The organism is Ornithinicoccus sp., from assembly GCF_057176825.1.
The window spans coordinates 3,364,682-3,378,968 of the sequence record NZ_CM169976.1 but is presented as its reverse complement, the minus strand read 5'-3'; the positions used below and the strand labels follow the sequence as shown (position 1 = coordinate 3,378,968).

14 protein-coding genes are annotated in these 14,287 nt (G+C 73.0%); 8 read left to right on the top strand and 6 right to left on the bottom strand.

From position 1 onward, the window contains the following. Positions 1–118: 118 nt before the first annotated feature. The gene (locus AC1QRC_RS16860; RefSeq protein WP_484204413.1) at positions 119–466 is read left to right on the top strand and encodes a hypothetical protein; all 348 of its coding nucleotides are present in this window, start codon (positions 119–121) and stop codon (positions 464–466) included. Positions 467–568: 102 nt separating this feature from the next. Here the strand turns inward: AC1QRC_RS16860 and greA are convergent, their stop codons facing one another. Both greA and AC1QRC_RS16850 read right to left on the bottom strand, forming a co-directional pair. Next, a complete protein-coding gene (gene greA, locus AC1QRC_RS16855) occupies positions 569–1,066 on the bottom strand; it encodes a transcription elongation factor GreA (protein ID WP_484204412.1) in 498 nt (165 codons plus the stop codon). A gap of 231 nt (positions 1,067–1,297) precedes the next feature. Then, the gene (locus tag AC1QRC_RS16850; protein ID WP_484204411.1) at positions 1,298–1,678 is read right to left on the bottom strand and encodes a DUF4307 domain-containing protein; all 381 of its coding nucleotides are present in this window, start codon (positions 1,676–1,678) and stop codon (positions 1,298–1,300) included. 105 nt (positions 1,679–1,783) lie between these two features. On the opposite strand from AC1QRC_RS16850, the gene mca reads away from it, so the two are divergent. Beyond that, positions 1,784–2,881, top strand: a complete 1,098-nt coding sequence (gene mca / locus AC1QRC_RS16845; RefSeq protein ID WP_484204410.1) for a mycothiol conjugate amidase Mca — start codon at positions 1,784–1,786, stop codon at positions 2,879–2,881. Continuing rightward, entirely contained in the window at positions 2,878–3,204 is a 327-nt protein-coding gene (locus tag AC1QRC_RS16840; protein ID WP_484204409.1) for a hypothetical protein, read from the top strand. Before mca ends, AC1QRC_RS16840 begins: the two co-directional genes overlap by 4 nt. 37 nt (positions 3,205–3,241) lie before the next feature. Here AC1QRC_RS16840 and trhA read toward each other — a convergent pair whose 3' ends face one another. After that, positions 3,242–4,000: a PAQR family membrane homeostasis protein TrhA gene (trhA, locus tag AC1QRC_RS16835; RefSeq protein ID WP_484204408.1), complete on the bottom strand. Its 759-nt coding sequence runs from the start codon at positions 3,998–4,000 to the stop codon at positions 3,242–3,244. Positions 4,001–4,100: 100 nt separating this feature from the next. Between trhA and AC1QRC_RS16830 the strand changes: the two genes are divergently transcribed. Beyond that, a complete protein-coding gene (locus AC1QRC_RS16830) occupies positions 4,101–4,865 on the top strand; it encodes an isoprenyl transferase (protein WP_484204407.1) in 765 nt (254 codons plus the stop codon). Positions 4,866–5,023: 158 nt separating this feature from the next. Continuing rightward, positions 5,024–5,830, top strand: a complete 807-nt coding sequence (locus AC1QRC_RS16825) for a MerR family transcriptional regulator (RefSeq protein WP_484204406.1) — start codon at positions 5,024–5,026, stop codon at positions 5,828–5,830. Here the strand turns inward: AC1QRC_RS16825 and AC1QRC_RS16820 are convergent. Then, positions 5,808–6,953 (bottom strand): citrate/2-methylcitrate synthase, encoded by a 1,146-nt coding sequence (locus tag AC1QRC_RS16820; protein WP_484204405.1) that lies wholly within the window; start codon positions 6,951–6,953, stop codon positions 5,808–5,810. The two genes, AC1QRC_RS16825 and AC1QRC_RS16820, sit on opposite strands and share 23 nt — an antisense overlap. Positions 6,954–7,109: 156 nt before the next feature. On the opposite strand from AC1QRC_RS16820, the gene AC1QRC_RS16815 reads away from it, so the two are divergent. The 3 genes from AC1QRC_RS16815 to AC1QRC_RS16805 all read left to right on the top strand — a co-directional run bounded on the left by AC1QRC_RS16815 (position 7,110) and on the right by AC1QRC_RS16805 (position 11,012). Then, on the top strand, positions 7,110–8,261 hold the full coding sequence (locus tag AC1QRC_RS16815) for a citrate synthase (RefSeq protein WP_484204404.1): 1,152 nt from the start codon (positions 7,110–7,112) through the stop codon (positions 8,259–8,261). A gap of 267 nt (positions 8,262–8,528) precedes the next feature. Continuing rightward, on the top strand, positions 8,529–9,905 hold the full coding sequence (phoH2, locus tag AC1QRC_RS16810; protein ID WP_484204403.1) for an RNA 5'-3' helicase PhoH2: 1,377 nt from the start codon (positions 8,529–8,531) through the stop codon (positions 9,903–9,905). 201 nt (positions 9,906–10,106) lie between these two features. Beyond that, positions 10,107–11,012, top strand: coding sequence for an aggregation-promoting factor C-terminal-like domain-containing protein (locus AC1QRC_RS16805; protein ID WP_484204402.1), 906 nt, complete (start codon positions 10,107–10,109; stop codon positions 11,010–11,012). Positions 11,013–11,634: 622 nt separating this feature from the next. On the opposite strand, the gene AC1QRC_RS16800 is transcribed toward AC1QRC_RS16805, so the two are convergent. Both AC1QRC_RS16800 and AC1QRC_RS16795 read right to left on the bottom strand, forming a co-directional pair. After that, complete coding sequence (locus AC1QRC_RS16800; protein WP_484204401.1) at positions 11,635–12,282, bottom strand: response regulator; 648 nt, start codon at positions 12,280–12,282, stop codon at positions 11,635–11,637. After that, on the bottom strand, positions 12,270–14,231 hold the full coding sequence (locus AC1QRC_RS16795; protein WP_484204400.1) for a sensor histidine kinase: 1,962 nt from the start codon (positions 14,229–14,231) through the stop codon (positions 12,270–12,272). The genes AC1QRC_RS16800 and AC1QRC_RS16795 overlap by 13 nt, the downstream gene beginning before the upstream one ends. Positions 14,232–14,287: the final 56 nt, after the last annotated feature.

Here is a 14,287-nt window from a genome sequence, read left to right as displayed (position 1 = left end):
GTCACACGCCTCGGGCGGGACAGGTATGCCGTGTGCTGGCCCCGCCATACGATCCGGCGTGGCCGGGTGGGCCGGCCTGGTCTGGCGGTGCGGCGTCGCGTATGGCACGGTGCACTCCATGGATGCAGCGCTCAGGGCAGTGCAGCTGCCGATGGCGGACCCGGACTGGACGACACCGGAACTGCTCACGCGGTTCGGGCTGCCGCTGGTGCTGGTCGCGCTCGGGGTGGGCCTGTTCCTGTGGGGCCGTCGCGAGCAGCGGGAGGCCCGGTCCCGGATCGGGAGCAAGGGCGGCTTCGGCGGGCCACCGGGCACCCTCGACATCGGCAGCGAACTCGGGTTCGGGGTGGAGGGCCGTGGCCCGGACCCCCATGCCGGACGGGCGAAGATCCTGGCCGGGGCGGTCGCCGCTGTCGTCGGGGCGGTGCTCCTGGTCTCGATGGGAATCTGGAACCTGGTCACCTGAGCCGGCGGGGGTCCCCATCGCGGGCCCACCACGAGGCAGCACAGACAGGAGGGCCGGACCGCGGAGTGGTCCCCGATCCGGCCCGTCCGGACGGTGCGGTGCTCAGCCGGAGTACGGCTTGGCGCTCAGGATCTTGACCTCGATGTCCTTGCCGTTGGGGGCCTGGTAGGTCGTGGTCTCGCCCGCGGACTTGCCCAGGATCGCCATACCGAGCGGCGACCGGTCGCTGTAGACGGAGAGGTCGTCCTCGTCGCCCAGGATCTCGCGGCTGCCGAGCAGGAAGGTCTCGGTCTCCCCGAACATCTCGACCTCGACGAGCATGCCGGGCTCGACGACGCCGTCGTCCGCCGGGGCCTCGCCCACCTTGGAGGTCTCCAGGATGTGCTCGAGCTGGCGGATGCGGGCCTCCATCTTGCCCTGCTCCTCCTTGGCCGCGTGGTAGCCGCCGTTCTCCTTGAGGTCGCCCTCCTCGCGGGCCGCCTCGATCCGGCGGGCGATGTCCTGACGTCCCTCACCGGACAGGTGACGCAACTCGGCTGACAGTCGCTCGAAGGCGTCCTTGGTCAGAAAATTCGTCGACGTCGCTGCTGTCTCGGTCACGTCGCTCAACTCCCTCTTTCACTGCGTGTGTGTGCCTCGTCAGGCAGGGGCGCGACCGCGGCGTGCCGCGCCGGCATGACCTAAACAAGGAGGCCCGGGCGCTAGGGGTTTGACCTTCGTGCGGTCACCCTGCCCGGACCATCGTGTGAACCCGCAGTTTAACAAGTTCGGGTCGAAATTCCACACTGCGAGATTACGATCAGGTCACGTCCTGTGCGGGGCTGGTGTCCCTCAGGGGGATCCGTAGCGGCAGGTTTCGACGTACCCGGTGGTCGCCGCGGACGACGTGCGCACCTCGGCCACGTGGCGGCTCGGTGAGCTCTCGGACGGTCCCACCGTGACCTCCGTGGTGCCGACTCGGGCGTGCGACTCGTCCAGGGCCCGCAGCTCGCAGACGACCTCGCGGGACGGGTCACGGGTCAGGTCGAACCGCACCTGCACGCTGGTGTCGCCCTGCAGCCGGAAGCCGGTGTTGGTCCAGTGCACCTTGCCCACCGAGGCGGCCAGGCCGAACCAGATCGCCAGGCCGGTCATGGCGACGACGGCCACGCTGCCCACGACCCACCAGAACCGTGCGCTGCGCCCGGTGCTGGCCGGTGCCGGAATGGTCACGCTGTCGTCTCCGTTCTGGGACGGTGAGAGGATAAGGAGGGCCGCGCCGCAGCGGGTGGCCACGCGGACCATTGTCCGCCATCACGAGAACGACGAGGAGCGCAGGTGTCTGACGGCCGACGGTTGATGGCAGTGCACGCCCATCCCGACGACGAGTCCAGCAAGGGCGCGGCGACCACCGCCAAGTACGTCGCCGAGGGTGTCGAGGTGATGGTGGTGTCCTGCACGGGAGGGGAGCGCGGTGACGTGCTCAACCCCAAACTCGCCCACGACGCCGAGATCGCCCGGGACCTGACCGAGGTGCGGCGCCGGGAGATGGCCCGCGCCGCCGAGATCCTCGGTGTCCGGCACACCTGGTTGGGCTTCGTGGACTCGGGTCTGCCCGAGGGGGACCCGTTGCCGCCGCTGCCCGAGGGGTGCTTCGCGCTGGAGCCGATCGAGGTGACGACCGAGGCGCTGGTGCGCGTCATCCGGGAGTTCCGCCCGCACGTGATCACCACGTATGACGAGAACGGCGGCTACCCCCACCCGGACCACATCATGACCCACGTGGTGACGATGTCCGCGTTCCGCGCGGCCGGCGACCCCTCCGCATACCCCCACGCCGGCCCGCCCTGGCAGCCCCAGAAGGTGTACTACAGCGCCTGGTCCGCCGCCCGGATCCGCTCGCTACACGAGGCGATGCTGGCGCTGGGGCAGGAGTCCCCGTATGCCGAGTGGATCCAGCGTCTGGATGAGCGGCCGCACCGGGAGATCACCGCGCACGTCGAGTGCGCCGAGTACTACCCCGTGCGGGACGAGGCGCTGCGCGCGCACGCCACGCAGGTGGACCCGGACGGCAGCTGGTTCCAGGTGCCGCTGCACGTGCAGCAGGAGGTGTACCCGGTCGAGGACTACGAGCTGGCACGGTCCCTGGTGCCGGTGGACCTGCCCGAGACCGACCTCTTCGCCGGTCTGCCGGCGGACATCTCCGAGGCCGACGCGCTGTGTCTGCAGGTGCCCGAGCGGGAGGCCGACGGCGAGCCGGTCGCGGTCTATCGGGTCGCGCCCCTGGCCGGGTCGGAGCACGAGTCGCCGGCCGCCGACACCGAGAACGGTGCCGAGGGCGACGTCGAGGTGGGCGATGAGATGACCGAGGTCGAGGGCCACCACGATCGGGATCGCCGCTCGAGCGACGGCGACGACCCCGCGGTCGCCTCGTGAACACGACCTCCATCGAGGTCACGGCCGGTCTGGGCGGTTTTCTCGTCCTGTTCGGCCTGGGCCTGGCGCTGTGGTTCCTCGGGCGCGACCTGTCCCGCCGGCTGCGCCGCTCGCGGCAGCGTGAGCAGTTGCGCCAGCCCGAGCAGATGCGTCACGCCGCGGCGCCGCCGGCCGCCGAGGCCACCGCCACTGACGGGGCCGAAGCAGCCACCGAGGCCGCCGACGGGGACGCGGATGACCCCGGCCCGGGGGTCGAGCAGGGCGAGGGGGACCCAGCAGGCGTGGACCCAGAGGTGGACCCGAAGGGGGACGCCGCGCGCTGAGGGCGCGGATCCATCGGCCGGGGCGCCCGGCCGGTGCTCAGACGCCGGCGGGGGTGGCGCCGTAGATCGCGAGCGAGGCGGCCGTGTAGTGGGCGATGAAGGCCAGCACGGTGAAGGCGTGGAAGATCTCGTGGAAGCCGAACCACCGGGGGGAGGGGTTGGGGCGCTTGGTGCCGTAGACGACCGCGCCGAGGGTGTAGAGGAGCCCCCCGACGGCGATCAGGGTCAGCACGGCGGGGCCACCGAACTCCAGGAACTCGCGCAGGTAGAACACCGCGACCCAGCCGAGGGCCACGTAGACGGGGGTGTAGAGCCAGCGCGGCGCACCCACCCACAGGACCCGGAACGCCACCCCCATCAGCGCGCCGACCCAGACCACCCAGAGCAGCGTCGCGTCCTTGCCCGGGGGCAGCAGGAGCACCGCGAACGGGGTGTAGGTGCCGGCGATGATCAGGAAGATGTTGGCGTGGTCGAAGCGCTTGAGCAGCCGCGCGGTCCGGGGGCTCCAGGAGCCCCGGTGGTAGAGCGCGGAGGTGCCGAAGAGGAGGACCGCCGTGGTGCCGAAGACGGCCGCGGCGATCCGCCCGGGGGTCGTGGGGGCCAGGGCCACCAGCACGATGGCGGCGGCCAGCGCGAGGGGAGCCATCCCCAGGTGCAGCCAGCCGCGCAGCTTGGGCTTGATGGCCTGGGCCAGGTCCCGTGCCGAGTCGGCCATGTCGCGCGCCGAGTCGGCGACGTCGCGGGCGGAGTCGGCGAGGGCGTGGGCTCCGCGGCTCACGGGATCGGTCGGTCGCATGGTCCCAGCGTAACCTACGTTGCCGTAGGTTACCAGCGCGTAGGTTATGACTCACCTCACCTTCGGACAGCCGGGCAGGTGGAGCGAGTACCTTGACCGCATGGGCTCCCTGCGCGAACTGCTCTACCGGGCGTACAACCGCTCCCTGAGCAGGCAGCTGCCCCCCGATCGGCTGCCCCGCCACGTCGGGGTGATGCTCGACGGCAACCGGCGGTGGGCCAAGGCGCGCGGTGCCGACTCCGCCCATGGCCACCAAGCCGGCGCCGACAACATCCAGCCGCTCCTGGAGTGGTGCGACGAGGCGGGGGTCGAGGTGGTCACCCTGTGGCTGCTCTCGACCGACAACCTGAACCGGCCGCGGGCCGAGCTGGAGCCGTTGCTGCGGATCATCGAGCAGGTGGTGACCGAGCTGGCCGCGGCGGGACGCTGGCGGCTGCACCTGGTCGGGGCGCAGGACCTGCTGCCGACCGACACGGCCCGGGCACTGCGCGCCGCCGCGGACTCGACCGCGGGGGTGGAGGGGATGTTGGTCAACGTGGCTATCGGCTACGGGGGCCGCCAGGAGATCGCCGACGCGGTGCGCTCGCTGCTGGCCGAGCACGCGGCGAAGGGGACCCCGCTGGAGGAGCTGGCCCGCACGCTGGAGGTCGAGCACATCTCCGAGCACCTTTACACCAAGGGCCAGCCCGACCCCGACCTGGTGATTCGCACCAGCGGTGAGCAGCGCCTCGGTGGCTTCCTGCTCTGGCAGAGCGCGCACAGCGAGTTCTACTTCTGCGAGGCGTTCTGGCCGGACTTCCGCCGGGTGGACTTCCTGCGCGCACTGCGCTCCTACGCCGAGCGCGAGCGTCGCTTCGGTGCCTGACAATTTTGGTAGCGGGTTTGCTGCCCGTTCCCGCCTTTTCGTAGCGGATCTGCGCTCCCCGGCGCACCGGCGCGCGGCCCCCAGGCACACGGCATACGGACAGGATCGGGGTATCGGCTTGCACCTGACACCGTGTCAGGCCCGATAACGGAGGCACCATGAAAATCGGAGACTTTGCCCGCCTGGGCCAGGTGTCGGTCCGGATGCTGCGCCACTACGACGAGCTGGGGCTGTTGGAGCCCGACCACGTCGACCCGTGGACCGGCCACCGGGGATACCACGCCGCCCAGCTCGGCACGTTGCACCGGGTGGTCGCGCTCAAGGAGCTCGGCCTCACCCTCGAGCAGATCCGCCGAGTGCTGGCCGACGAGCTGTCGGTCCCGGAGTGGCGCGACCTGCTGGAGCGGCGTCGCGCCGAGCTCGCCGCCGAGCTCGACCGGGCCCGGTGGCGGCTGGCCGAGGTGACGCACCGTCTCTGCCTGATCGAGAGCGAGGACACCATGCCGGAGCACGAGTGCGTCCTGAAGGACGTCGCGGCGATGCCCATCGTCGCGCGCACCTTCAGCGTCCCGACCCAACCCCGGATGGCCGAGGTCATCGGCCCGCTGTTCGAGGAGGCCAGCGAACGGCTGACCGCGGCCGCGGGCTGTGCGGAGACGGGCATCGGGGTGTACGACGCGACCGAGGACGGACTGTCGGTGGTTGCCGGATATCTGCACCACGGGGATGCGGTCGAAGGGCTGGAGTCCCACGTGCTGCCCGCCGGGCCCGTGGCCAGTGCCGTCCACCTGGGGGAGATGAGCCGGATCGGGCGGACCCTCCAGAACCTCCTCGCGTGGTGCGAGCAGCAGGGTCACCAGCCGGACGGGCCCTACCGCTACATCCACCTGGAGGCCGACGGCACCGACCAGTCCGACTGGGTGACCGAGGTGCAGCAGCCTGTCAGGCCGCGCCCTCCGGAGTGACCTGCGGTGGCGGGCCCACGTACCGGGCCGCCGGGCGGATGATCTTGCTGTCCTGTGCCTGCTCCAGGACATTGGCAGCCCACCCGACGGCGCGGGCGACGCAGAAGGTCGGGGTGAACATCTCCCGGGGGATCCCGGCCTGCTCCATCACGACGCCGGCGTAGAACTCGACGTTGGCATAGAGCGGCCGACCCGGCTTGAGCTCGGCCAGCGCGGCCTCGACCTCGCGCTCGACCAGAACGGCGAAGTCGACCAGGTCGCCGCCGCGGGCCTGCGCGACCTCGCGCAGCATCTCCGACCGCGGGTCGTGGGTGCGGTAGACGGCGTGGCCGAAGCCCATCACCCGTCGCCCGGCGGCGACCTGCTCGCGCACCCAGGGGCGCACCCGCTCGGGCGTGCCGATCTCCTCCAGCGCCGCCAGGGCCCGGCTGGGCGCGCCGCCGTGCAGCGGCCCGGAGAAGGAGCCGATCGCCGCCACGAGCGTCGCGGCCACGTCGGCCCCGGTGCTGGCCACCGTGCGCGCCGTGAACGTGGAGGCGTTGAAGCCGTGGTCGACGGTGAGCACCAGGTACTGCTCCACCGGGCGCACGTCCTCCGCGCCGGGGGTGCGGCCGGTGAGCATCCGCAGGTAGTCCTCGGCGTGGCCCAGGTCGGGGTCCGCGGGCAGCGGGTCGAGTCCCTGGGCGATCCGGTGCGCGGCGGCGAGCACCGTGGGTGCCAGCGCAGCGAGCCGGAGGGCGGTGTCCGCCCGCTCCTCGGGGGTGCAGTCGTACATGGGGGACAGGTCCAGGTGCGCGCCGAGCCAGGACCAGGCGGTGCGCAGGGTGGTCAGCGGCGGGCTGCCGGCCGGGCAGAGCGCGGGCAGGGCCGCGAGCAGGCTCTCTGGGGCGACCCTGGCCTGCCCCACCTGCTGTCGGTATGCCGTGTGCTCGGCGGGGTCGGGCAGCCGCCCCTGGAACATCAGGAACCAGGTCTCCTCCAGGGTGTGCGCGCGGGCGAGCTCGACCGCCGGGTACTGCCGGTAGTGGTAGAAGCCCTCGTCGCCCCGGACGTCGCCCAGCTCGGTGTCGGTGACGACGACCCCGGCCAGGCCCCGCGGGACGGTGAGTGTGGACGCGGTCATGGCGGTCTCCTCACGTGTGCTGGAGCTTCCACAGTGGACGGGGGGCCGCGTGTCGGTCAATATTGATTCAGTCCACACCAGGGTGGGCAGCGACGGCAGAATCGCTACGAAAAGTGATCCCGGTGCGACAAACCCACTACGAAAATGGGGTAGAGGATGACGCAGTGGATCGGCACCGACGAGGCCGCCCAGCGGCTCGGGGTGAAGCCGGCCACCGTCTATGCCTACGTCAGCCGCGGGCTGCTGGTGAGCCGGCGCAACCCGGTAGGGCGGGGGAGCCTGCTGGAGCGCTCGGAGGTGGACCGTCTGGCCGCGGGCGGTCGACGCGGGCGGGCGTCCGGACAGCGGGTGCACCGCTTCCGGTCGGTGACCTCGCAGGTGTCGCACTCCGGGCCGGACAGCCTCTACTACCGGGGCCACGAGGTCGCCGAGTGGTCCCGCGGTAAGACGTTCGAGGACGGCATCGAGTTCGTCCTCGGGGTGCGACCCGATCCGGCGGCGGACCGGCCGGCGGCGGCGTTGCCGCGTCCCCTCCCGACCTCTGTCCCGCTCGATCGGAGGGTGACCGGCGCGCTCGTGCGGCTGGCCGAGTCGGGGTGGGGGAGCGCCGCCGAGCCGGAGGCGGCCGCGCTCGCCGTCGCCTCGGCATACCCGGTGTTGGTGGACGCGCTCGCGGTCGCCGAGCCACCGGACAGGTCACCCCGGCTGGCGCAGCGGGTGGTGGCCAACCTCACCGGCCGTCCGGCGACCCCGGAGGAGGCGGTGGCCACCGACGAGCTGCTGGTCCAGGTACTCGACCACGGGCTGACCGCCTCCACGACCGCCACCCGGGCTGCCGCGTCGGCGCGGGCCGGCATCGCCGACTGCGTCCTCGCCGGGCATGCCGCGCTGGCCGGGTGGGCCCACGGCCGGGCCAGCGAGGAGGTGCACCGTCTCCTGCGTGCCCCGGCCGGCACGTCGCTGCCGGACGGGCGGCACCCCGGCTTCGGGCACTTCATGTATGCCGAGGGGGACCCGCGCGCCGACGTGGCCCTCGCCGCGTGGTCCCGGGTGCCGGCGGCGCGACCCGCCCTGGAGCGGCTGGCCGAGCTGCGGGCCGGGCTCCCCGATGGTGGGCGCCACGAGCCCACCATCGACGCCGGGCTCGCGGTGGCCACGGTGGCCCTCGACGTCCCGCCGGAGGCGGGGACGGCCCTGTTCCTGCTGGCCCGGACCGCTGGCCTGGCCGCGCACGCCGCAGAGGAGTACGCCGAAGACCTGCTGCGCTGGCGGGGCCGCGCCGCCACCCGGGCCACCGGTCCGGGCTGACCCGCGGCGACGGACCGGCGGGCGGGCGTCACCCGCTGTTCACCGACCCGTCGATCGCGCCACGCCGCGCAAATCCCCGGAGTGCCGTCTCCTCGGCATACCGTCGGGGTTGACGCAGGACACCGGTCCTCGTTCGGGAAGGCCCACCAGATGGAGCGACGACTCTGGGCGGAGGGCCGGCACCGGCTCCCCGCGAGCGTCGCGGGCCCCGGTCCCGGTCACCTCACCGCCACCACCGCGTAGCTGCCGCGCGCACAGGGAGTCGACATGGTCACCAGCACCCGCCGTTCCACCGCCGTCCAGAGCACCACCTCGGCCGACGCACAGGAAGGGGCCGGGGAGCCGGTGCGGGTGCGCACCCACATCCTGGACACCTCGGTGCTGCTGTCCGACCCGCGCGCGATGATGCGGTTCGCCGAGCACGAGGTGGTGCTGCCCGTCGTGGTCATCAGCGAACTGGAGGCCAAGCGGCACCACCCGGAGCTGGGCTACTTCGCCCGGGAGGCGCTGCGGCTGCTGGATGACAAGCGGGTCGAGCACGGCGGGCTGAGCACGCCGATCCCGGTGGGGGACAAGGGAGGCACGCTCCGCGTCGAGCTCAACCACACGGACCCGCAGTCGCTGCCGGCAGGCTTCCGGCTCGGCGACAACGACACCCGGATCCTGGCGGTGGCCCGCAACCTGGCCAACGAGGGCAACGACGTGGTCGTGGTCAGCAAGGACCTGCCGATGCGGGTCAAGGCCTCCGCCGTGGGGCTGGAGGCGCAGGAGTACCGTGCCGAGCTCGCCGTCGAGAGCGGGTGGACCGGCATGGCCGAGCTCGAGGTCTCCGACGCCGAGATGGCCACCCTCTACGACAGTGGCCGGCTGGAGCACGAGGCGGCCGGGGAGCTGCTGGTGCACACCGGACTGACCGTGCTCGGCCCCTCGGGCAGCGCGCTCGCCCGGGTGGCGCCGGACCGGTCCGTGCGGCTGGTCCGGGGTGACCGGGACGCTTTCGGGCTGCACGGGCGGTCCGCTGAGCAGCGGATTGCGCTGGATCTGCTGCTGGACCCCGACGTGGGCATCATCAGCCTCGGCGGGCGGGCCGGCACCGGCAAGAGCGCGTTGGCGCTGTGCGCCGGCCTCGAGGCGGTCATGGAGCGCCGCCAGCACCGCAAGGTCATCGTCTTCCGCCCGTTGTATGCCGTGGGCGGGCAGGAGCTCGGCTACCTGCCGGGCACCGAGAACGACAAGATGGGCCCGTGGGCGCAGGCGGTCTTCGACACCCTCGGGGCGGTGGTCTCCAAGGAGGTCGTCGAGGAGATCGTCGACCGCGACATGCTTGAGGTGCTCCCGCTGACCCACATCCGGGGTCGGTCCCTGCACGACGCGTTCGTGATCGTCGACGAGGCGCAGTCCCTGGAGCGCAATGTGCTGCTCACCGTGCTCTCCCGGATCGGGCAGAGCTCGCGGGTGGTGCTCACCCATGACGTCGCCCAGCGGGACAACCTGCGCGTCGGCCGGCACGACGGGGTGGCTGCGGTGATCGAGTCGCTCAAGGGTCACCCGCTGTTCGCCCACGTCACGCTGCACCGCAGTGAGCGCAGCCCGATCGCGGCGCTGGTCACCGACCTGCTGGAGGGCAGCGCCCCCCTGCCGTGAGCGCCGGCGGAGGCCCCCGGTAGGGTGGTTCTCCCGTGGGCGTGTGCCCGCGCCCGGACGTGTGAGGTTGCCCACGTCCGGCCCTCCTGGTTTGCCAACGCGGATCGGTCACTGGCACGGTAGGGACGTTCGATCACGATTTGATAACGCTCCTCCGACACGCCAGGGCCCCTGCTGGCGCGGAGGGTCCCGGAGGTAGTAGTGCCCAAGTCCCCCATGCCCGAGCGCTCCACCGAGCCCGCCCCGCCGGTCGTGCTGCTCGAGTCCGAGTCCACCGAGCCCAAGCACCGGGCTCGCCGTGCCCTGCACCGTCCCGCCACCCTGGTCACCGCGGTCATCGCCGCCGGCACCCTGGGCCTGGCCGGCTGGGCCTCGCTGTCCCCGGCCCAGACGCTGAGCGCCGAGAACGTGCGCGCCAGCCTGAGCGAGGTCGGCCCGTCCGTCGGCACCGGCACGCTGTCCGCGGTCCGCACCGCGGTCCAGCACCAGCAGACCGAGGCCGGCAGCATCCGCATCGACCGGCTGGAGCAGGCGCACGCCGCCATGACCGGCTCCCTGGAGGCCGGCACCCAGGCGCGTGAGGCCGCTACCGAGCGCGCCGAGGAGCTCGCCGAGGAGAGGGCCGCCGCCGAGCGGGCCGCCGAGGAGGCTGCTGCCGAGCAGGCCGCTGCCGAGCAGGCTGCCGCCGAGCGTGCCGCGGAGGAGGAGGCTGCCTCCCGCTCCGAGGAGCGCGAGGAGGCCCCGGTCGAGGACGAGCCCGTGGAGGACGCCCCGGCCGAGCCGGCCCCGGCGCCCGCTCCGCCCTCGGGCAGCCCCAAGTCCATCGCGCAGTCCATGCTCGGCAACTACGGCTGGGGCTCGGACCAGTGGGGCTGCCTCGAGGCCCTGTGGGAGCGCGAGAGCAACTGGAACCCGAGTGCCCAGAACCCCTCCTCGGGCGCCTACGGCATCCCGCAGGCCCTGCCCGCCAGCAAGATGGCGTCCGCCGGCTCCGACTGGCAGACCAACCCGGCGACCCAGATCAGCTGGGGCCTGGGCTACATCTCCGGCCGCTACGGCACCCCCTGCGGTGCCTGGGCGCACTCGGAGTCCGTCGGCTGGTACTGAGCTGAGCCGCTAAGTCGCTGAGTCGCCAAGCCGACCAGCACCCGTAGCACCACGAGCGGGCCGTCACCGGGACCTCCCGGGACGGCCCGTTCGTCGTCGGGTCGGCGATCGGTGGCCGGCCCGTCGGTCGCCCGGTGGGCGGTCGCTTCCCCTCCCTGCCCCGGGACCACCTTCCTGCCGCCGGCAGATCTCGCGTGGAGGATAAAGGGGCCTATAGGCCCCTTCATGTTCCACGCGAGCTTTTCCGGTGCGCGGCGACCCGGCCGCCCCGGGGCGCGGCGGACTCCGGCCGTTCCGGTGCACGGTGGCCCGGCCATCCCGGGGCGCGGTGGCCGGCGGTTCCGGCGGTCGGTCGATGGCCCGGCGGTTGGTTGCTTCCCCTGCTGCCAGGGGCCACCCTCCCGCCGCCGGCAGATCTCGTGTGGAGGATAAAGGGGGCTATGGGCCCCTTCATATTCCACGCGAGCTTTCCGGGGCGCGGTGGCCCGGCCGGTCCCGATGCGTGGTGGCCCGGCCGGTCCCGATGCACGGTGGCCCGGCCGGTCCCGATGCGTGGTGGCCCGGCCGGTCCCGATGCGTGGTGCCCCGGTGGTCCCGCTCCGTGGCGCCGCGTCGCGGGTGGTCACGGGGCCGGGCGCAGCCCGAGCCAGGTGAGGACCGCCAGGACGCGGCGGTGCTCGGCCGACTCGCGCAGACCCAGTTTGGCCAGGATGCCCGCGACGTGGGTCTCGACGGTCCGTTCGGTGAGCCAGAGGCGGGCAGCGATCCCGGCGTTGGTGCGCCCCTCGGCCATCAGGGCGAGGACCTCGCGCTCCCGCGGTGTCAGTCGAGAAAGCGGGTCGCCGTGCCCGCCGCGGCCCAGCAGGGTGGCGACCACCTCGGGGTCCAGCGCCGACCCGCCGGCGGCGACCCGGCGCAGCGCATCCAGGAAGTCCTCCACGTCGAAGACGCGGTCCTTGAGCAGGTAGCCGAACCGGCCGCCGGCGACCAGGTCCACGGAGTGCCGGGCCTCCACGTGCTGGGAGAGCAACACGATCGCCAGGTCCGGGTGCGCTTCCCGCAGACGGCGGGCGGCACGGGCCCCGTCGTCGGTGAGGTCCGGGGGCATCCGGACGTCGACCAGCACCAGGTCCGGGTCGGTCCGCTCGACGGCCTCGACCAGCGCCTCGGCGTCTCCGGCGCGGCCGACGACCTCGTGGCCGGCATCCTCCAGCAGCCGGGCCAGACCCTCCCGGAACAGCGCCGAGTCCTCACCGATCACGAGGCGCACGGCAGCACCGCCTCGACCACGGTGCCCCGCCCGGGTGGGCTGGCCACCCGCAACGAGCCGCCCAGCGCCGCCACCCGGTCGGCGAGCGCCGACTCGGGGGCCAACCTGGCCCCGCCGCACCCGTCGTCGCGTACCCGGACGACGACACGGGCATCGACGCGCTCCACCTGCAGCCCGATCCGGGTGGCCTCCGCGTGCTTGACCGCGTTCGTCAGCGCCTCGCTGATGACGAAATAGGCGGTCGTGGCGATGTCGTCCGGCAGGTGCGCGTCCTCGACCTGCAGGTCCACGGCGATCGGGACGTTGCGGGCCAGCCGGGCGACGGCCGCGGGCAGCCCATCGTCCAGGCTGCTGGGCCGTATGCCGTGTCCCAGCTGACGCAGCTCGGCCACCGCCGTGGCCAGCTCCGCCACGGACGCATCGAGCAGGCCGTCGACGTCGACGGTGCCGTCGCCGAGGTGTCGTTGGGCGAGCCGGATCGCCATGCCCAGGGAAACCAGGCGCTGTTGCGCACCGTCGTGCAGGTCCCGCTCCAGCCTCCGGCGCTCCTCGTACCCGGCCTGCACCAGGCGGGACCGGCTGGACTCGACCTCCCGCAACGCACCCGCGAGCTCGGCCCGCAGCCGGGCCATTTCCAGGGTTGCCGTGCACCGCTGCCCGACCTGGCGGAGCAACTCCGGCGTCACCTCCGGCGAGGTGGCCACGAGCACGCCCACCGCCGTGCCTGCCAGCTCCACGGTGACCCCACCGCTCGGGTCGACGGCCGTCCCCTCGACCGACTGGTAGCCGGTCCCCTCACCGACCCGGTAGCCGACCTGCAGGTCCGGGTCGCGCAGTGCGGTGCGGAGCACGGCCGCCAGCTCCTCCGGGGTGCGCCGACCCGCGGTGATCTCGGTATGCAGTTCCTCGATCGCCTCGTAGGCGGCGCGCCGCAGCGGGTAGAGCCGGTGGTCGACCCGTCGTTGCAGCCGGGTGCGGAGCGGGGCCAGGGCGAGGGCGCCGACGGCGGTGACCGCCGCCGCGACCAGGGGTGACTCCCGCCCGAGCAGCAGTCCGGCGGAGACCGACGCCACGGCATACAGGGCGAGCAGCCCACCCGTGAGCACCCCCCAGGTGACCGTCCCGGACAACGCCCGGTCCACGTCATACAGGTCGGGGCGCAGCAGCGCGATGCCCGCGGTCAGCGGCACCGCCACCAGACCGAGCAACCCGACGGCGGCACTGAGCCACATCGGCTCGCCCCACAGCGCGATCTCGATGATGCACAGCAGGGGGAAGGCGACGACACACAGCCCGCCGATGGCCAGCCACCGGATCTGCCGGCGCTGCTGCCGGAGGCTGCGGCGATAGCGCACCACCAGGGAGATCCCACACGCCAGCGCGAGGCCGAGCATGGTGACGAAGGCGCCGACCGCCACCACGGAGACCCATCCGGGAGGGGGAGCGAAGGGTCGCGCCAGGTCCTGCAACGGGGCCCGGAAGGGGATCGGGTCCACCGCGCCGTAGGCGTGCGTCGCGGCGACCGTGCCCAGCAACGTCACGGGGACCGGGCGCCACCGGCGCGACGGCAAGGACCCGTCCGGGAAGTGCAGCAGCAACAGGGCGACCGCGGCGAAGACCCACCAGGCGCTCTCCGAGTTGACTGCGGCGAACCAGGCGAGGGACTCGGCGAGGGCGGGGCGGGTGCCGAGCACCTCGATCGCGGCATCGCCCGCGACGGTGCCGCTGACGGCCAGCCCCACGAGGGCCAGGTACGCGCCGACCGGGTTGCCGTCGCGGCGGGTCACCCACATGCCGAGGACAGCGGCGACCGGCCCCACCGTGAGGCCCGCGGCGAGCAGCAGCAGGGCCGTCCGGGTGGGGGCCATGGCGGCGCATCCGCTGGCCGCGACCAGCGCCAGGCCGGTCAGCAGTGCAGCGGCCGTCGCTACGGGGCGCGGCCACGCCATGGAGCAACTGTAGGGCCGCGGCCGACCCGCCGGCCTCCGTGCTGGCACGGACACCG